17 protein-coding genes are annotated in these 17,457 nt (G+C 59.1%); 7 read left to right on the forward strand and 10 right to left on the reverse strand.

Going from position 1 to position 17,457, the window contains the following annotated elements:
• Positions 1-5: 5 nt before the first annotated feature.
• The gene (locus PQU95_RS04775) at positions 6-1,550 is read left to right on the forward strand and encodes a DHA2 family efflux MFS transporter permease subunit (RefSeq protein ID WP_272750929.1); all 1,545 of its coding nucleotides are present in this window, start codon (positions 6-8) and stop codon (positions 1,548-1,550) included.
• A gap of 93 nt (positions 1,551-1,643) precedes the next feature.
• On the opposite strand, the gene PQU95_RS04780 is transcribed toward PQU95_RS04775, so the two are convergent.
• Together PQU95_RS04780 and PQU95_RS04785 are read right to left on the reverse strand one after the other, a co-directional pair.
• Entirely contained in the window at positions 1,644-1,988 is a 345-nt protein-coding gene (locus PQU95_RS04780) for a RidA family protein (protein ID WP_026107885.1), read from the reverse strand.
• Positions 1,989-2,095: 107 nt separating this feature from the next.
• Positions 2,096-3,277 carry a DesA family fatty acid desaturase gene (locus tag PQU95_RS04785; protein ID WP_272750930.1) on the reverse strand — a complete coding sequence of 394 codons (1,182 nt, stop codon included), beginning with the start codon at positions 3,275-3,277 and terminating at the stop codon, positions 2,096-2,098.
• Between the two features lie 223 nt (positions 3,278-3,500).
• Between PQU95_RS04785 and PQU95_RS04790 the strand changes: the two genes are divergently transcribed.
• Positions 3,501-5,081: a YdgA family protein gene (locus PQU95_RS04790; RefSeq protein WP_272750931.1), complete on the forward strand. Its 1,581-nt coding sequence runs from the start codon at positions 3,501-3,503 to the stop codon at positions 5,079-5,081.
• An 88-nt stretch (positions 5,082-5,169) separates the two neighbouring features.
• On the opposite strand, the gene PQU95_RS04795 is transcribed toward PQU95_RS04790, so the two are convergent.
• Positions 5,170-6,861 carry a calcium-binding protein gene (locus tag PQU95_RS04795; protein ID WP_272750932.1) on the reverse strand — a complete coding sequence of 564 codons (1,692 nt, stop codon included), beginning with the start codon at positions 6,859-6,861 and terminating at the stop codon, positions 5,170-5,172.
• Between the two features lie 93 nt (positions 6,862-6,954).
• Here PQU95_RS04795 and PQU95_RS04800 point away from each other — a divergent pair, with 93 nt between their 5' ends.
• Positions 6,955-7,956: an IS481 family transposase gene (locus tag PQU95_RS04800; protein ID WP_272750933.1), complete on the forward strand. Its 1,002-nt coding sequence runs from the start codon at positions 6,955-6,957 to the stop codon at positions 7,954-7,956.
• A 157-nt stretch (positions 7,957-8,113) separates the two neighbouring features.
• Here PQU95_RS04800 and PQU95_RS04805 read toward each other — a convergent pair whose 3' ends face one another.
• The 5 genes from PQU95_RS04805 to PQU95_RS04825 form a co-directional block, all read right to left on the reverse strand.
• On the reverse strand, positions 8,114-8,545 hold the full coding sequence (locus PQU95_RS04805) for a hypothetical protein (protein ID WP_272750934.1): 432 nt from the start codon (positions 8,543-8,545) through the stop codon (positions 8,114-8,116).
• Positions 8,546-8,587: 42 nt separating this feature from the next.
• Positions 8,588-10,009, reverse strand: a complete 1,422-nt coding sequence (locus tag PQU95_RS04810) for an HlyD family type I secretion periplasmic adaptor subunit (RefSeq protein ID WP_272750935.1) — start codon at positions 10,007-10,009, stop codon at positions 8,588-8,590.
• A gap of 5 nt (positions 10,010-10,014) precedes the next feature.
• Positions 10,015-12,168: a type I secretion system permease/ATPase gene (locus PQU95_RS04815; RefSeq protein WP_272750936.1), complete on the reverse strand. Its 2,154-nt coding sequence runs from the start codon at positions 12,166-12,168 to the stop codon at positions 10,015-10,017.
• A 231-nt stretch (positions 12,169-12,399) separates the two neighbouring features.
• A complete protein-coding gene (bfr, locus tag PQU95_RS04820) occupies positions 12,400-12,870 on the reverse strand; it encodes a bacterioferritin (RefSeq protein WP_272750937.1) in 471 nt (156 codons plus the stop codon).
• Between the two features lie 115 nt (positions 12,871-12,985).
• Positions 12,986-13,180 carry a (2Fe-2S)-binding protein gene (locus tag PQU95_RS04825; RefSeq protein ID WP_272750938.1) on the reverse strand — a complete coding sequence of 65 codons (195 nt, stop codon included), beginning with the start codon at positions 13,178-13,180 and terminating at the stop codon, positions 12,986-12,988.
• Positions 13,181-13,257: 77 nt separating this feature from the next.
• Between PQU95_RS04825 and PQU95_RS04830 the strand changes: the two genes are divergently transcribed.
• The 4 genes from PQU95_RS04830 (at position 13,258) to PQU95_RS04845 (ending at position 16,298) form a co-directional block, all read left to right on the forward strand.
• Entirely contained in the window at positions 13,258-13,731 is a 474-nt protein-coding gene (locus tag PQU95_RS04830; RefSeq protein ID WP_272750939.1) for an NUDIX hydrolase, read from the forward strand.
• 71 nt (positions 13,732-13,802) lie between these two features.
• Positions 13,803-14,282, forward strand: a complete 480-nt coding sequence (locus PQU95_RS04835) for a hypothetical protein (RefSeq protein WP_272750940.1) — start codon at positions 13,803-13,805, stop codon at positions 14,280-14,282.
• A complete protein-coding gene (gene mnmA, locus PQU95_RS04840; RefSeq protein WP_308446604.1) occupies positions 14,270-15,355 on the forward strand; it encodes a tRNA 2-thiouridine(34) synthase MnmA in 1,086 nt (361 codons plus the stop codon). Before PQU95_RS04835 ends, mnmA begins: the two co-directional genes overlap by 13 nt.
• A gap of 97 nt (positions 15,356-15,452) precedes the next feature.
• Positions 15,453-16,298, forward strand: a complete 846-nt coding sequence (locus tag PQU95_RS04845) for a type 2 periplasmic-binding domain-containing protein (protein ID WP_272750942.1) — start codon at positions 15,453-15,455, stop codon at positions 16,296-16,298.
• A gap of 73 nt (positions 16,299-16,371) precedes the next feature.
• On the opposite strand, the gene PQU95_RS04850 is transcribed toward PQU95_RS04845, so the two are convergent.
• Both PQU95_RS04850 and PQU95_RS04855 read right to left on the reverse strand, forming a co-directional pair.
• On the reverse strand, positions 16,372-16,917 hold the full coding sequence (locus tag PQU95_RS04850) for an NADPH-dependent FMN reductase (RefSeq protein ID WP_272750943.1): 546 nt from the start codon (positions 16,915-16,917) through the stop codon (positions 16,372-16,374).
• Positions 16,918-16,981: 64 nt separating this feature from the next.
• A complete protein-coding gene (locus tag PQU95_RS04855; protein WP_272750944.1) occupies positions 16,982-17,452 on the reverse strand; it encodes a RidA family protein in 471 nt (156 codons plus the stop codon).
• Between the last annotated feature and the right edge of the window lie 5 nt (positions 17,453-17,457).

Genomic DNA, 17,457 nt, shown 5'->3' on the forward strand with positions numbered 1-17,457 from the left:
GCTGCATGGCACATCCCCCGCTACAAGGGCGCTCGCGCACGCTGGTAACGCTGGCGCTGTCGCTGGCGACCTTCATGCAGGTGCTGGACACCACCATCGCCAACGTAGCCATCCCCACTATCGCCGGCGACCTGGGTGCGTCCACCAGCCAGGGGACCTGGGTGATTACCTCGTTTGGCGTGGCCAACGCCATTGCGGTACCCATTACCGGCTGGCTGGCCAAAAAGCTGGGCGAAGTACGGTTATTCCTGATTGCCACCATTGGCTTTGTGCTGTCGTCGCTGCTGTGCGGCATCGCCCCCAGCCTGGAGCTGCTGATCCTGTTCCGCGTGCTGCAGGGCGCGCTGGCGGGGCCGATGATTCCGCTGTCGCAGAGCCTGCTGCTGCAGAGCTACCCGCCGGAAAAGCGCGCCATCGCCATGGCGCTGTGGACCATGACCATCATCGTGGCGCCGATTTTCGGCCCGATTCTGGGCGGCTGGCTGTCGGACAACTGGCACTGGAGCTGGATTTTCTTCATCAACGTGCCGGTAGGCGTGGTAGCCGCGTGGCTGAGCTGGCGCGAGCTGCGCCACCGCGAAACCACTATCCTGCAGCTGCCTATCGACAAGCTTGGCCTCACGCTGCTGGTGCTGGGCGTGGGCTGCCTGCAGATGATGCTGGACCGCGGCAAGGAGCTGGACTGGTTCCACTCTGGCGAAATCATGCTGTACGGCGTGGTGGCGCTGCTGAGCCTGTCTTACCTGGTGGTGTGGGAACTCACCGACAAGCACCCGGTAATCGACCTGTCGCTGTTCCGTGACCGCAACTTTACCGTGGGGGTGATTTCGGTCAGCGTGGGCTTCATGCTGTACTTTGGCGCCATCGTGCTGATGCCGCTGCTGATGCAGACGCAGATGGGCTTTACCGCCACCGAAGCCGGCCTGGCCACCGCGCCGGTGGGCATTCTGCCCGTGCTGCTGTCGCCGGTCATCGGCAAGAACGCCCAGCGGCTGGATATGCGCTGGGTGGTCACGGTGAGCTTTCTGGTGTTTGCCCTGTGCTTCTGGTGGCGCGCGGTCACCTTTAACCCGGACATGACCTTTGCCGACGTGGTGTGGCCGCAGTTTGTGCAGGGTATCGCGCTGGCGGGTTTCTTCATGCCGCTGACCACCATCACGCTGTCAAACATGAAGCCGCAACAGCTGGCCAGTGCGTCCAGCCTGTCCAACTTTCTGCGTACGCTGGCCGGCTCGGTGGGCGCCTCGCTCACCACCTGGCAGTGGGAGCATCGCGAAGGCATTCATCATGTGCAGCTCACCGACCGCATCAGCCTGTACGACGACAGCACGCGCCAGACGCTGGCTGGCATGCAGCAGCTGGGGCTAAGCCAGGAGCAGGCCGCCGCCCTGCTGACGCGCGACATCAGCCGCCAGGGGCTGTTTATCGGCGCCAACGAAATCTTCTGGCTGGCGGCGGGGCTATTCCTGCTGCTCACCGGCCTGGTGTGGCTGGCGCGCCCGCCCAAGGCGGCAGCCGGGGCCGCACCGGTGGTGGACGCCGGGCACTAACACGGCGCCCCCGTGCGGCCAACGTTGGCCGCAGCATGCAACAAGGGCAAGGTCTGGCGACCTTGCCCTTGTTGTTTTTACCGCCGCAAAAACCTAGCGCGCGGCCACAATGCGGATCTCTACCTTCCAGTCCGGGTGCGCCAGCTTGGCACCTACCGTGCAGCGCACCGGCGCGTGGCCTTCGGCTACCCAGGCGTCCCAGGCTTCGTTCATCTGGTCGAATTCGGCCAGGTCCGGCATGAAAATGGTGGCTTCAATAATGCGGGTCTTGTCGCTATCGAGCTCTGCCAGCACCTTGTCTACCAGCGCCAGGGTTTCTGCCGTCTGCTCGCGGGCGTTGCCCTGGCCGCTTTCCGGCACCTGTACGGTGTAGATCAGGCCGTTGACCACCACGGCTTCGGACATGCGTTTACCCGGCAGATGACGATAGATACTCATGGCAGCTCCTGTAGCAATAACAAGGGAAAGCGCGGATTGTAGCGCAGCTGCGCCGGCTGCAATAAAAAAAGCGCCGCATAAGGCGGCGCTTTCGGCTGGTAGCGGGATTAGGCTACCGCGGCAGTTCGCAGGCTTTGTGCAAAGCGCTGCAGCGATTCGATACCGCTGGCCTCGGCGCGGTTGCACCAGTCCTGCAGCTCTTTCAGCAGCTCGTCACGGCTCAGCGAAGAACGCTCCCACAGGCGGGTAAGCTCCTGGCGCATGCTGTACACGGTGTTCAGCACCTGGCTCTTGGCCAGTACGGCGGCCAACTGGGCACGCTCGGCCATCGGAGTGTCTTTGGCGTCCTGCTTCAGCCATACCTTCATCTTGCGTGCCAGGTCGGTATTACCCAGCTCCGGCAGCTGGATCTTGGCGGCCTCGGCACGGTACACGTCCTTCAGCTCGCGCGCATAGCGGGCCGCTACGGCGTAGCGGTTGGCGATGATGGCTTGCAGCTGATCCAGATCCAGCTGCGGGTTGGCCGCAGTCTGCACCAGGCGCGGCGCTACCTTGCGTACCTTGGCCAGGCCCAGGATTTCCATGATGCGGATATACATCCAGCCAATATCAAACTCGAACCACTTGTACGACAGCTTGGCCGAGGTGCCAAAGGTGTGGTGGTTGTTGTGCAGCTCTTCACCACCGATCAGGATGCCCCAAGGCACGATATTGGTAGAGGCATCTTCGTTTTCGAAGTTGCGGTAGCCCCAGTAGTGGCCAATGCCGTTGATCACACCAGCGGCAAAGAACGGGATCCAGGCCATTTGCACCGCCCAGATCGCCAGACCGGCGGCACCGAACAATACCAGGTCGATCACCAGCATCAGCAAGATACCCTTGCCGGTCTGGCCGGTGTACACGTGGCGCTCCAGCCAGTCGTCCGGCGTGCCGTGGCCGAATTTTTCCATGATGCTGCGGTCTTGGCAGGCGGTACGGTACAGCTCGGCGCCTTGCCACAGTACCTTGTCGATACCCAGTACTTGCGGGCTGTGCGGGTCTTCGGCAGTTTCGCAACGCGCATGGTGTTTGCGGTGGATGGCAGCCCACTCCTTGGTAACCTGGCCGGTAGTCAGCCATAGCCAGAAACGGAAGAAATGGCTAGGAATCGGGTGCAAGTCCAGCGCACGGTGCGCCTGATGGCGGTGCAGGAAAATGGTGACAGAGGCAATGGTGATGTGGGTCAGCACCAGCGCCACCACGATATAGCCCCACCAGGGCAGGTCGATCAGACCGTTAAGCCATTCCATTTATGCGTCAAACCTCATGGTACGTAGAGACAATGCCTCATTTTACACCTATTGCTTTATTGAAACCCAGCACATTCGCCAGCCTAATGCTCAGAAAACCGCGCAAAATGCCATGAAAATTCAACGCACAAGGGTGCTGCGGCCAACATCGGCCTGCATGCCGATTCATAAGCCGGCGCAGGTATTGTAAGATGCCTGTTCATTTCGTTTTTCAGGCCGGATCGTGAACGTTAACAAGCAACACCTCAAACTGGCTGCCGCCGGCATCGCCGGTGCCTTCGTACTGTACAGTGGCTTTGCCTACTGGGCGGGCATCAAGGCCGAAGAAACCCTGGCCGAACAGCACCGCATGATTGCCGCGATGTCGGTATTCACGGTGAAATCGCACCAGTACGAGCGCGGCTGGTTCTCGTCCGAAGAAACCACCGAGCTGGCGCTGAACCAGCAGCTGCTAGGCCCCTACATCGGCCTGCTGCCGGAAAACCTGCGCCCGCTGCTAGGCGGCACGCTGCGCTACCGCCACCAGGTCCGCCACGGCCTGCTACCCGGCCTGTTCGACATGGACTTGCGCCCGGCGCGCGCCATTGTGCGCACCGAGTTCGACATGAGCGATGCCACGCGCAAGACCCTGCAACGCTTCTTTGGCGACGCGCCACCCATTACGGTGGTCAACCGCCTGGGCCTGACCGGTGGTGGCGAGCTGGCGGTCTCTATCCCGACCTTCGACTACGAAGAAACGCTGGCTGGCGTAAAAATGAACTGGAAAGGCTTTGACCTGAAAGTCAATTACCAGGCCGGCTACAAGGAATACCACGTCGAATCCACCAGCCCGGGCTTTACGCTGGAAGCCGGCCCGAAAGGCCGCTTTGCCTTCGACAGCGTGAAGTACCTGTCCGAAGTCCGCCCCGGCAGCAGCGGGGTAAAGCTGGGCAGCAGCGAGCTGACGGTGGGCGACATCAAGCTCAACTGGAACGAAGCCATCCCCTATAGCATCAAGCTGAACGAGCTGATCTACCTGGTGGGCCGCGTGCGCGTGGGCGAGTTCATCAACCCGTCCGGCGAGTTCCGTCCGTCCAACGTGGGCCTGTCCAAGCTGAAGTACCAGATTGTCACCAGCGAGCAGGACGACTTCGTCAACACCCGCGGCAAGCTGGATTTCGAGCGTTTTGCCTACAACGACAGCGTGTACGGCCCGTTCAAGCTGGACATTTCGGCCAACCACCTGCACGGCCCTACCCTGGTAAAACTGGACGACGCGCTGGGCAAGCTGCCCTTCCAGGGCCTGGAGCCCGCGCAGCTGCGCAAGAAATACCTCGACACCATCGTGAAAGAAGGCCTGCCCCTGCTGCAGAACGACCCGAAGCTGATGGTGAATGCCTTCTACCTCAAAATGCCTAGCGGCGTGGCGCAAGCCAGCGGCAGCCTGGCGCTGAAAGGCTTCCAGCAGAGCGACCTGAAAAACACCCTGCTATTCTTGAAGCGCTTTACCGCACAGGCCAATATCGAGCTGCCGCAGCAAACCCTGGAAAACCTGGTAGTAGCGCAAGCACGCAACCTGTTTACCGTGGACGCCAGCGCCGAAGAGCAGCCGAACCTGGAAGAAATCGACGCCCTGGCGCGCAGCCTGCTGTCTGCCCAGCTGGACGAATGGGCCGCGCAGAAGCTGATCCGCCGCGAAGGGGGCCAGATCAGTACCAGCCTGTTGTTCAACGAAGGCATCCTGAAAGTAAACAACCACAACGTAGCGCTGCCATGGCAGGAGCCGGAAGAACCCGCCCCGGCCGAGGCCTCCGCCGCGCAGTAAGGTTGGCCGCAAAGGTTGGCCGCACAAGACAAACCCCGCCAAATGGCGGGGTTCTTATTTACAGCTAGCCAATAGGGCTGGCCAGGCCTTACTTCCAGTTAGCAACAAGTACTGTTTGTAGCGCCTCTCGATAGTCAGCACTCAGCGTCACTTGACCAGCAGCAGCAGGACTAAAGCTTGCCATGGCGCTAACCAGGTTCTGGACCTGGCTAGACAACAGCGCCTTTCCATCGCCAGCGCGTACAGTTTCAATCTGACAAGCCTTGTCTGCGTACCAGTTGGTGATAGTGACTTGATCTTCCGTACCAACAACACTGACTTGGAGATCATTGCCACTGCGGCTAAACCATAATTGATCACTACTGATACCGGCACCAAAGCGCAACTCATCGTGGTAATTGGCATTCCAGTCTGCGTAGTCTCGGTACTGGGCCGCCGAGTCAATAATGGTGTCCTGGCCATCGCCCAAGTTGAACACGTAGGTGTCCTTGGCGTAACTGCCTACCATCTTGTCGTTGCCGGCACCGCCTTCGAAGGTGTTGTTCCACGCCCACCAGTCGGTGGTCAGGGTGTCGTTACCCGCGCCACCACGCAGGATGTCGGCGCCGTCGTTGCCGTTGAGTACGTCGTCGCCGTCGCCGCCTTCGAGGGTGTCATCACCGGCACCTCCATTCAGTACGTCGTTACCAGCCAAACCAAACAAGACATCATTACCACTAGTGCCATTGACAGTCTCGTTTCCAATACCACCTAACTTGATACCGCCACCGAGTGACGCACTGGAGGCAACATATGGCCTGATTGTTTCCAACTCACCAGATTGCTGTGCCAGGCTTACTTGCTGGTCTAGTACTTGGCCGAGTAGTAGTGAGAGATTGGCATCAAATTTACCAGTTTTGCTGGTTTGCAGAATGTAGTCAGACAGCTCAACAATGCTCTGCGCACCCTTCTTTTGATACTGGATATCAAAATAACTGCGTAGCTTATTGCCGCCATCCGAAGGCAGGGCATAAAGGCGCTCGCCATTATCCTGTGTGTACGGAATGAACTGAACGATCTCGCTGAAGATGGCACCGGCTCTAGTCTGGGGCAGAATTGTCCCGTACAGGCTTTCCTTTAGCTGATTGTAGAACCCGTCAAATTGCTTTTTGAATTCGGCTACCAGGTCGCTACGCAGGTAAATTTCTGTCAGGTTGGTACCATTGAATGCATTCGAAATAGCGACTTTGCGGGCATACTCCCCTTCGTCGATACTTTCCCCAATAATGATCTGCTGAAAATTTTCAGGGCTATCAACAACGATAACGTTGCTAGACCTTGAGTCTTGCATTGCCGCCATGAACTTCACAGGCTTGTACTGCGGGTCTGTCTTGACCCATTCATCAATCAAGGCATCGATTAGTGCAAACTGCGCCGCTTTGGTCGGGGCATCACGATACTGGATAAGTATGCTGCGCAATGGTGCACTTTCCATTGCGGCCACATTCAGATCCTTCAGGCGGCCGTAACCACGAAGATTGGGCAGGGATAGCTGCAGCAGTAGCTTTTCGATATCCAGTGTGGCATCGGCTTGCTTGTAGTCAGTGTATTTGGTGTCAGCTACAAAGTTCACGTCTCCCATTTGGGCAGTATTGCCGTCCGCACGGGTGTAGCTGCCTTGCTGAGCGAGGATGTTGCCACCGTTCAGGGCGGTGTTGGTATTGGTAAAAGCGGTATTCAGGCTGGCGACGCCCACTTCTTGCAAGGTAAACAATTCGCCGTTATCGCTGACATGTCGCATCCCTGACGATCATATAAGCAATCGGCTACTCAAACTGAACACAGCACGAGAAGTCATGGGTATCCTGCTACAACTCTCCCGAGCACCCAACCCATGATCGTCAAACTGCACAAACAAGCCCGCACCACCCCCGCTATCCGCGAGGAAATCAAGCACGCTACCGGCACGCTTGCCGAGTTGGCCGCACGCTTCAATGTCAGCATCCACACCATCCGCAAGTGGAAGCAACGCGACAGCGTGTTGGACCAGCCCCATACCGCCCACCGCCTGCAGACTACCCTCAGCCCGGCGCAAGAAATCGTGGCGGTTGAGCTGCGAAAGCTTTGCCGTCTGGGCCTGGACGATCTGCTTGTCGTCGTACGCGAATTCCTCAATCCGGGCGTCTCCCGCTCCGGCCTGGACCGCTGTCTGCGTCGGCACGGTGTAGGTAACTTGCGCGATCTGGATACGCGGCCAATCACCCCGGCCAGCAAGCCATTCAAAGCCTACGAGCCTGGCTATTTCCACATGGATATCAAATACTTGCCGCAAATGCCGGATGAAACCTCGCGCCGCTATCTGTTTGTCGCCATCGACCGCGCTACCCGGTGGGTATTTGCCCAGCTACGCCCGAGCAAGACGGCGAAAGAGGCCAGGCAATTCTTGGCGGCGCTGCATAAAGCCAGCCCATGCCACATCCGCACCCTGCTGACAGATAACGGTAGCGAGTTCACCGACCGTCTGTTCAATAAGCAGAAGCAGGCCAGCGGTCACCATGAATTCGATCAGCTGTGCGTAGCGCTGGCGATCGAGCACCGGTTAACCAAGCCTCGCCACCCGCAGACGAATGGCATGGTAGAGCGCTTCAACGGGCGTATCAGTGAGGTGCTGGCCACGCACCGCTTTGAGTCTGGGCAAGATCTGGAGGCGACGCTGCTGCGTTATGTCTTGTTGTACAACCAGCATCTGCCGCAAAGGATGCTGGCGCATCAGACACCATTGCTGGCGATGAAACAGTGGCAGAAATCACATCCCGAACTGTTCAAAAAGCAGGTGCGTAATCGTCCGGGACTGGACAGCAAACCGCATAGAATTTTCACCTTTAATACAAAATAATTCAGTCAGAAAATTCCAAAATCAACAGCAAGAATATTACCCTTCCAACCATTAGCGCCTTTTAAACCACTCACGAACACGGGAATTTAAAATATCATATCATTCAAAGCGTACATTACCGAATATACTTAATTTACCACCTGTAAAATGCAAATCATTATCCACCTCTACTCCACAGACTTATCTGCAAATCTTCATCAAACGGCTCCTTCACTAATAATTTATAACGGCGACATTTATTCCCCCAAGGAAAATCATCGGTAATGCGCACATTGCCATCCCATATATAGGGGCGATACATATCACTCTTTCTGTAGGTTAGTTTTTTATCTTCCACGTCATCAATAAATATCACCTCCCCTTTGGCAGCCAATGTACCAATTGATGCAAAAATAACTTTTGCATCAGTCTCTCCAGGGAAGAAGCTAAAACGAACAACCTGACTGGATGACTTAAAGAAAACGGGACAGTATTCAATTTCAAAAAAACCTGTTGTGTGTTTTTTTATGAAGACAATATTTTCACCCCTGTCTGACATTGCATAAAATGCGACAGCAATAACCAGCAAGGCAATAATGATTCTTTTCATCTCAACTCCAACCAATACACAATAAGAAATACATTTTCACTTCTATCGTTCTCGATTACTCTCCGCCAAATTAGCTTTTAGCGGACTCAAAAAATAATCCATCACCTGCCGCTTCCCGGTCTTTATTTCCGCACTCACCACCATCCCGGCCGTCAGGTTGACCCGGGTGCCGTCTACCAGCAGCCACGTTTTAGGCAGCCGTACGCGGGCCTGGTACACCAAGCCGCGCTTTTCGTCCTGCAGCGCGTCGTGGCTGATGCTTTCCACCTTGCCTTCCAGGTAGCCGTAACGGGTGTAGGGGAAGCTTTCCACTTTCACCGTCACCGGCTGCCCCACCCGTACAAAGCCAATGTCCTTGTTTTGCACCATGGCTTCTACTTCCAGCGTTTCCTTGTCCGGCACGATGGCCAGCAGCGGTTGCGCCTCGGTCACTACGCCGCCCACGGTGTGCACCGTCAGCTGTTGCACGGTACCGGCTACCGGGGCGGTAAGCGTCATCCAGGCCTGGCGCTGTTGGCTGCGGCTGCTGTCTTGCTGATACTGGCGCGCCTGATCTTCAGCCTGACGCAGCTGGTCCAGTGCATCGCTACGGAAGCTGGCGCTGAGTGCGGCCAACTCCTGGCGCTGGTTCTGGATGGCGGCCTGGATTTCGACGGCACGGCTTTGCTGGGCGGCCAGGTCACTGCGCTGTTCCAGCTTGGCTTGCTGTTTTTCCAGCCAGGCGTGTTTGGAGATGAAGTTCTGTTCCAGCAGGTTTTTGAAGTCCTGCTCGCGGGCGTCGGCCAGCTGGCTGGTGGCTTGCAGCTTGGCAATCAGCTGTTGGGTGGTGGCCAGCTCGGCTTCGCGCTGACGCAGGGTGGCCGCCAGCGCATCGCGCTTGCTGAGGTAGGCTTGCCACTGGCCGCTGGCCAGTGCCTGCTCTGCCTGCAGGGCGCTCGCGTCGGCACCGGCTACCGCGCCCAACTGCGGGGCGGTGCCGCTGGCCTGCGCGGCTAACAGGCTGCGGTACCGGGCGGCGGCCAGGTTGGCCGCTTGCAGGCTGTCACGAGTTTTGCGTACGTCGCTGTCGCTGTCGCTGCCGCCCAGCGTCAGCAGGGTTTGCCCGGCGCGCACGTACTGGCCATCGCGTACGTGAATGCTGCGTACGACGGCGGTTTCCAGCGGCTGGATGGTTTTGGTGCGGCCGCCGCTCACAGTTTTGCCGTCGGCTACCGCCACGATGTCGAGCTGGCCAAACCAGGCCCACAGCAGGGCAATGCCAAACAGCGCCACGATCAGGCGCATGCTCCAGCGCGGCAGCGGCGATACCGGGGTGTCGGTGAGCGCCAGGTGGGCAGGCATAAACGCCAGCTCTTCACGGGTGCGCGGTACGGGGGCCAGCTCGGCGCGCATGGCCCAGCTGTGGACGAAGGCTTGCCGGTAGCGTTGCCAGAAATCGGTGAGGCCCTGTAGCCAGTGTTTCATGGTGCTTATCCTTGCTGCAGGCTATGCAGGTGGGCGTAATAGCCACCCGGTTTGCGGATGAGGTCGTCATGGAGGCCGCCTTCCACGATCTGCCCTTTGTCCATGGCCACAATGCGGTGGGCGTGGCGGACGGTGGACAGGCGGTGGGCGATGATGAGTACGGTGCGGCCGTGGCAGATGACGCGCATGTTCTGCATCACCGCCCGCTCGGACTCGTAATCGAGGGCACTGGTGACCTCGTCCAGAATCAGGATGCGCGGGTTGCCTACCAGCGCCCGGGCGATGGCGATGCGCTGGCGTTGGCCGCCGGACAGATTGCTGCCGTGTTCACCAACAATGGTGTCGTAACCTTCGGCCAGCTCCATGATGAAGTCGTGCGCGCCAGCCAGCTTGGCGGCCTGGATAACGCGCTCCAGCAGCATGCCTGGGTCGGCCAGGGCGATGTTGTCGCGCACGCTCTGGTTGAACAGCAGGTTTTCTTGCAGCACCACGCCGATCTGGCGGCGCAGCCAGGCCGGGTCGGCCAATGCCAGGTCGTTGCCGTCTATCAGTATCCGGCCACGCTCTGGCACATACAGGCGCTGTACCAGTTTGGTCAGCGTGCTTTTGCCTGAGCCGCTGCGGCCAACGATGCCGATGATCTCGCCGGGGCGGATCAGCAGGCTGAGGCCTTTGAGGATTTCGGGGCCGTCGGCACGGTAACGAAAGCTGACATCGTCAAACGCGATTTGCCCCTGGATAGGGGGCAGCGCTGCGCGGCTGGCGGGCAGCTCGGTGCGGGTATTGAGGATGTCCCCCAGGCGTTCTACCGAGATGCCAACCTGCTGAAAGTCTTGCCACAACTGGGCCAGGCGAATGACGGGCGCGGCCACCTGGCCGGCCAGCATGTTGAAAGCCACCAGCTGCCCCACAGACAGCTCACCATCAATGACCAGGCGGGCACCCAACCACAGCGTAGCGACGGTGACCAGTTTCTGGATCAGCTGCACACCGTGTTGGCCAATATTGGCTAGCCGGGTGACGCGGAAGCTGGCGGCCACATAGGCAGCCAACTGTTGGTCCCAACGGCGGGTCATGTGCGGCTCCACCGCCATAGCCTTGACGGTGGCCATGCCGCCGACCGATTCCACCAGAAAGGCCTGGTTGTCGGCACCGCGGGCAAACTTGTCGTCCAGCCGTTGGCGCAGCAATGGGGTAAGCGACGCAGACCAGATGGCATAGCACGGCAGCGAGACCAGCACGATGAGCGTGAGCCAGCCGCTGTAGTAGAACATCACCGCCAGGAAGACCACCGAGAACAGCAGGTCCAGCACTGTGGTGAGCGCTTGACCGGTAAGAAAGTTGCGGATGTTTTCCAGCTCGCGTACCCGCGCCACCGTATCGCCCACGCGCCGAGCTTCGTAGTAAGCCAGCGGCAAAGCCAGCAGGTGACGGAACAGGCGTGCGCCCAGCTCGACATCGATACGGCTGGTGGTATGCGAAAACACATAGCTGCGCAGCGCCGACAGCAGGATGTCGAATACCGAGATCACCAACAGGCCCACGGTGATCACGTCCAGCGTGGTAAAGCCACGGTGCACCAGCACCTTATCCATCACTACCTGGAAAAACAGCGGGGTAATCAGCGCAAACAGTTGCAAGACCAACGATACGGCCAGTGTTTCCAGCAAAAGCCGGCGATATTTGACGATGGCCGGGATAAACCAGGTGAAGTCGAACTTGGCCAGCACACCGGCGACCGAGGCACGCGAGGTCATCAACAACAGCCGACCCTGGTAGCGTGCGGCAAAGTCGCTATCAGACAAGACTTGCGGGCGGCCGGCTTTCAAGTCGTGGACCAGAAATTTGTCGCCTTCAACGCGGGCCAGAATCAGCTGCTGGCCGTCATCACGCAGCACCATGGCTGGCAGATTGACCCGTGCCAAGCGGGCAAGGGGCTGTTTGACAATAGAGGCTTTGAGTGACAGCGACTTGGCTGCCAGCAATAGATCGGTTTCGCTGAAGGGCTGGCTGCCAGCGGCAAACTGGTGTGCCAACTGCGCCGGGTCAGCGGCAACGCCGTGGAATTGGGCCAGCAACACTAGGCCAAGCAAGCCAAGGTCTGGTGCTGGTGCATGATGGCTGGCGGTATTGTCTGTTTCTATCTCAAGGGTGGGCATGCAAGCAAACCGAGTAGAAATTCAGTTTGCCCATTATTCTTGCCGGCTCACCTCATGTAAATGACATTTTATGCCATTTACAAATTAAAGCCATCTTTCTATAAATTCAACGCCAAACAAGTCATAAAGAAAAGCCTATTTCGATGTGGTATTACAGTCGCCTTTGGCAATTGGTATGAAAAAAGCCCGTCATCCGACGGGCTTTTTTTACGGCAATACGGCTGAAGACGCTCAGTCTTCGATCATGCTCTGCTGGTAGTTGGCCAGGCCCAGTTTTTCGATCAGGCCCAGCTGGGTTTCCAGCCAGTCGATGTGCTCTTCTTCGCTATCAAGCACGCTGGTCAGCAGGTCGCGGGTGACGTAGTCTTTTACCGACTCGCAGTAGGCGATGGCGTCTTTCAGCAGCGGCAGGCTTTCGGTGTCCAGTTTCAGGTCACATTCCAGGATCTCCTGGGTGTTCTCGCCAATGTACAGCTTGCCCAGGTCTTGCAGATTGGGCAGGCCTTCCAGGAACAGGATGCGCTCGATCAGCTTGTCGGCGTTTTTCATTTCCACGATGGATTCGTGGTATTCGTGCTCGTTCAGCTCTTTCAGGCCCCAATTCTTGAAGATGCGGGCGTGCAGGAAGTACTGGTTGATGGCGGTAAGCTGGGTTTTGAGGATCTGGTTCAGAAACTTGATGACTTTCTTGTCGCCTTGCATGGCCGTGACCTCCTGCTATATCGAATTGCACGGATTATGGCACAGATTTATGCAATGACAAGCGTGGCGGCAAGCGCCAAAATGCAATAGAAATGCGGCTGGTTCTGCAGAAAAATCAGGCTGCTACCAGCTCGGGTTCGCTGATTTGCAGCAGGCTTTGCTTGCGCACCTGGTTGGCGCTGCAGGCGCAGCGGCCGCACTCGGTGGCTACGCCCAGCTCACGCGCCAGATCGCGCATGGTGACGGCGCCGTCAAAGACAGCCTGGCGAATGTCGCGGTCGGTTACACCGTGGCAAAGGCAAACGTACATGGCAGCACCCGTTGATGATTAAGAATAAGTCGCAATACGTGTATATTAGAAACAAATGATAACGATTGTCAATTGATATGAGCAGCCCTACTCCCGATACGCAGTGGAAACCCAACACCACCGTGGCCGCCATCATCGAACGCGATGGCCGCTTCCTGATGGTGTGTGAAAACACCGAACACGGCCTGCGCCTGAACCAGCCGGCTGGCCACCTGGAATACGGCGAAACGCTGTTGCAGGCGGTAGCGCGTGAAGCGCTGGAAGAAACCGGCTATGCGGCCAACCCTGTGGCACTAAGCGGTATTTACCTGGCAGACAAAGACGATAGCAGCGGTATCACCTATCTGCGCTTTGCCTTCGTGTGCCAGGCCGCTGGCCAACCGACACGCAGCCAGCTGGACGAGGGCATCGTAGAGGCCGTCTGGCTGACACCGGATGAGATCCGCGCACGACAAGCCATGTGGCGCAGCCCGCTGGTGGGCCGCTGCCTGGATGACTACCTGGCAGGTCAGCGCCTGCCGCTGGCCTGCATTTATCACCACGGCCGCTAGCCAGCATGCGCCGGGCAGCCCTGCTTTTATTGTTATGCCTTGCCCTGCCCGCCCCGCGGGCCGGTGCAGAGGTGCTAACCCTCTGTTACCATTACGGTTGCGATCGCAGCAGTGCCATTGATTTGCAGCCCGATGCCCTGATCTGGTTCGAACAACGTCTGCGCCAGGCCGACAACGCGGCCGAGGAACGTGCCGCGCTGCAGGATGTGGTGCTGGCGTATTACCAGATCGTCGCGCAGGTGCTGCCTATTGCAGAAGACCAGGGCGGTAACCATGAAGACGCCCGCCTGATAGGCCGCATGGACTGCATCGACCACACGCATAATCTGCACGGCCTGTTGGCCCTGCTGCAGGATCACCGGCTACTGCGCTATCACCGGCCATCGGCCGATGTGTTTCGCGCCCCGCTGCTGCTTGATGAGCACCATGCCGTGGCGCTGCAGGATATCGACAGTGACCAGATGTGGGTAATGGATAGCTGGTTCCGACATTTCGGGGCACCACCGGTGGTGGTGCCTCTTGCACTTTGGAAGGAAGGATTTTCCCCGTGACGGGTAAGAAACGTATTGTTGTCGGCATGTCCGGCGGTGTGGATTCATCGGTAACAGCCTGGCTGCTGAAGCAGCAAGGCCACGAGGTTATCGGCGTGTTCATGCAAAACTGGGAAGACGATAACGACGACGAGTACTGCTCCATCAAGCAGGATGCGCTGGACGCGATGAGCGTGGCCGACATTGTCGGCATCGATATGGAAATCGTGAACTTTGCCAAGGAATACAAAGACCGCGTGTTTTCGTACTTCCTGAAAGAATACTCGGCCGGCCGCACCCCCAACCCGGACGTGCTGTGCAACGCAGAGATCAAGTTCAAGGCTTTTCTGGACTACGCCATGGCCATGGGTGCCGACTGTATCGCCACCGGCCATTACGCCCGCAAGCTGGAACAGGGCGGTCTGCACTACCTGATGAAGGGTGTGGACCACACCAAAGACCAGAGCTACTTCCTGTACCGTCTGCAGCAGCACCAGCTGGCGCGTGCCATGTTCCCGCTGGGCGATATCCATAAAACCGAAGTACGCCGCCTGGCCGAAGAGGCCGGCCTGCCCACTGCCGGCAAGAAAGACTCCACCGGCATCTGCTTTATCGGCGAACGCCCGTTCCGCGAGTTCCTGCAGCGTTACCTGCCCACCAAGCCGGGCGAGATGGTGACACCAGACGGCAAAGTGGTAGGCGAGCACGTTGGCCTGATGTTTTACACCCTGGGCCAGCGCAAGGGCCTGAACATCGGCGGCGCCAAGGATGGCACCGGCGACCCGTGGTTTGTAGCCGGCAAGGACATGGCGGCCAACCGTCTGATCGTCGTACAGGGCCACGACCACCCGCTGCTGCTGAAGCCGACGCTGCAGATGGACGACCTGTCGTGGACGCTGCCACAGGCACCCGCTGCCGGCAGCTACGCCGCCAAAAACCGCTACCGCATGGCCGATGCGCCGTGCAGCCTGTCGCCGGTAGTGGATGGCAAAGCCACGCTGACCTTTAGCGACAAACAGTGGGCGGTAACACCTGGCCAGTCTGCCGTGCTGTACGACGGCGATATCTGCCTGGGCGGCGGCATCATCCAGTAAGTCGCCCATCATGGGTGCAGGCCCTGGTCTGCGGTAATTTATGCAGATCAGGGATATGACCCTATGATGCAATGTTACGGCAATGGAGGCCTTTATCATGTTATCGCTGCGCCATATCGCCTGGCTGTGTGTGTTGCTAACAGCCTGCAGCCAGGCGGCCATTACCATCCGTTACCCGCTACTGGCTACTGCCAACGACCCGCAACAGCAGTACATGCTGGGGCTGCTGCGCCTGGCCTGCACCAAGGCCGGTGAAAACTGCAAGCTGCAAGCTGCCCGCCCGATGGTACAAAGCCGCGCCATCCTGCAGTTGCAGCGCCCGGACAGCAGCATAGACCTGCTATGGACGATGACCAGCAAAGAGCGTGAACACCAGCTTCAGCCGGTACGCATCCCGCTGTACAAGGGGCTGATAGGCTGGCGGGTTGCCCTGCTGGGGGAAGGCCGGGAACAACTGCTGGCCGATGTGCATAATATCAATGACCTGCGCGCCTATAGCGCCGGCCAAGGCCATGACTGGCCGGACGTGAATATCCTGCGCGCAGCCGGCCTGACCGTACTGACCTCGTCCGACTACGAGCCGCTATTCAGCATGCTGAACCAGCAACGTTTCGATTATTTCCCACGCGCTGTGATCGAGGTGGAAAACGAGTACCAAGCGCATCGCAATAGCGGTATCAGCATCGACCCGCATATCCTGATCCACTACCCCACGGCGTTCTACTTCTTTGTGGCGCCGGGCAACAAGACCTTGGCAGGCATACTGGAAAGCGGGCTGGAGCGTGCCATCGCCGACGGCAGCTTCGATCGCCTGTTCCGGCAGTTCCATGCAGGCGCCCTGCGCCGGCTGCAGCTGAACAAGCGGGTGGTCATCCGGCTGGACAATCCCTTGCTACCGGCGGAAACACCGCTACAACGCAAAGAGCTATGGTATAGCCCCTAGCCACCCGGGCGATGAAAACAACAAGGCCGCGCCCGGGGCGCGGCCTTGTTGCGTGGCCAATGCCGGAACGGCATCAGCCTTTCAGCTGTGCATGCCAGGCCTGCAATGCGGCCAACTGCTTGCGGATATTTTCCTGGATCGTCGCGTCCAGCAGGTTGCCATCACCGTCAAACCCGCCGGCAAAGGCATTGGCAAATACCTCGGGCTGATTCAGTACGTGCAGGTTCAGGTACACGCACACCTGGCGCAAGTGGTACTGCGCGCGCGAGGTTCCCATGCCGCCACCGGCCCCCATGATGGCCGCCGGCTTGCCCGCCAGCAGCGCGTTGCCCGGCTCGCGCGAGGCCCAGTCCAGCGCGTTTTTCAGCGCCGGGGCGATGGAGTAGTTGTACTCCGGGCAGGCAAACAGCAGCGCGTCGGCAGTGGCCAGCTGGCCCAGCAGGCGCTGTACGGGCGCGGGCTTGTCGCTGATGTCGGCGTTGTAAAACGGCATATCGGACAGGTCGGCGATGGTCAGCTGCATGCCTGCCGGCAGGTTGGCCGCAGCGTAGCGCAGCAGGCCTTTATTGGCGGATTTCTGCCGCAGGCTGCCACAAATGGCAACAACGTTCAGGCTCATGGCGTACTCCTTGGTGGTGACTCATCCGGTATACGCCATCACCGCGTCATCCGCCAGCCTGACATCAGGCCGCAATGGCGACCATGTCCAGCTCCACCGCCGCGTTCTTGGGCAACTGGTAAACACCCACCGAGGTACGCACGTGCACGCCGGCCTCGCCCAGCAGCTGGTACAGCAGGGCCGAGGCGCCATTGGCCACCTCGCTCTGGCGGGTGAAGTCTGCCGCGCTTTGTACATACACGTTCAGGCGCAGGATGCGTGCTACCCGCTCCAGCGAGCCCAGGTGCTGATACAGCAACACCAGCGCGCGCAGGCAGGCGATGCGGGCTGCACGCTGCGCCTCGGCTTCGCTGCAGCGCTCCCCCACGCGGCCGCATACCACCACCTGGCTGCCCACACGCGGGATCTGGCCGCTAATGTGCAGCTCCTGCCCGTGCTGCAGCAGCGGTACGTACTGCCCGCCGATCTGCAGCGCCTCATTCGGGTCCAGCCCCTCGGCGGCACAAGCCGCCGCCAGTTGTTGGTCGCGAGTCATCGCAT

This window comes from Vogesella aquatica (genome assembly GCF_028548455.1).
Classification (GTDB): Bacteria; Pseudomonadota; Gammaproteobacteria; order Burkholderiales; family Chromobacteriaceae; genus Vogesella; species Vogesella aquatica.

Excerpts from the sequence above, each read along its gene's own strand:
- PQU95_RS04850 (WP_272750943.1), bottom strand. The coding sequence starts at position 16,917 with ATGAGCCTGAACGTTGTTGCCATTTGTGGCAGCCTGCGGCAGAAATCC.
- PQU95_RS04780 (WP_026107885.1), bottom strand. The coding sequence starts at position 1,988 with ATGAGTATCTATCGTCATCTGCCGGGTAAACGCATGTCCGAAGCCGTG.
- PQU95_RS04825 (WP_272750938.1), bottom strand. The coding sequence starts at position 13,180 with ATGTACGTTTGCCTTTGCCACGGTGTAACCGACCGCGACATTCGCCAG.
- PQU95_RS04785 (WP_272750930.1), bottom strand. The coding sequence starts at position 3,277 with ATGGAATGGCTTAACGGTCTGATCGACCTGCCCTGGTGGGGCTATATC.
- PQU95_RS04855 (WP_272750944.1), bottom strand. The coding sequence starts at position 17,452 with ATGACTCGCGACCAACAACTGGCGGCGGCTTGTGCCGCCGAGGGGCTG.
- PQU95_RS04810 (WP_272750935.1), bottom strand. The coding sequence starts at position 10,009 with ATGAAACACTGGCTACAGGGCCTCACCGATTTCTGGCAACGCTACCGG.
- PQU95_RS04830 (WP_272750939.1), top strand. The coding sequence starts at position 13,258 with ATGAGCAGCCCTACTCCCGATACGCAGTGGAAACCCAACACCACCGTG.
- PQU95_RS04800 (WP_272750933.1), top strand. The coding sequence starts at position 6,955 with ATGATCGTCAAACTGCACAAACAAGCCCGCACCACCCCCGCTATCCGC.
- PQU95_RS04795 (WP_272750932.1), bottom strand. The coding sequence starts at position 6,861 with ATGCGACATGTCAGCGATAACGGCGAATTGTTTACCTTGCAAGAAGTG.
- PQU95_RS04815 (WP_272750936.1), bottom strand. The coding sequence starts at position 12,168 with ATGCCCACCCTTGAGATAGAAACAGACAATACCGCCAGCCATCATGCA.
- PQU95_RS04845 (WP_272750942.1), top strand. The coding sequence starts at position 15,453 with ATGTTATCGCTGCGCCATATCGCCTGGCTGTGTGTGTTGCTAACAGCC.
- PQU95_RS04805 (WP_272750934.1), bottom strand. The coding sequence starts at position 8,545 with ATGAAAAGAATCATTATTGCCTTGCTGGTTATTGCTGTCGCATTTTAT.
- bfr (WP_272750937.1), bottom strand. The coding sequence starts at position 12,870 with ATGCAAGGCGACAAGAAAGTCATCAAGTTTCTGAACCAGATCCTCAAA.
- PQU95_RS04775 (WP_272750929.1), top strand. The coding sequence starts at position 6 with ATGGCACATCCCCCGCTACAAGGGCGCTCGCGCACGCTGGTAACGCTG.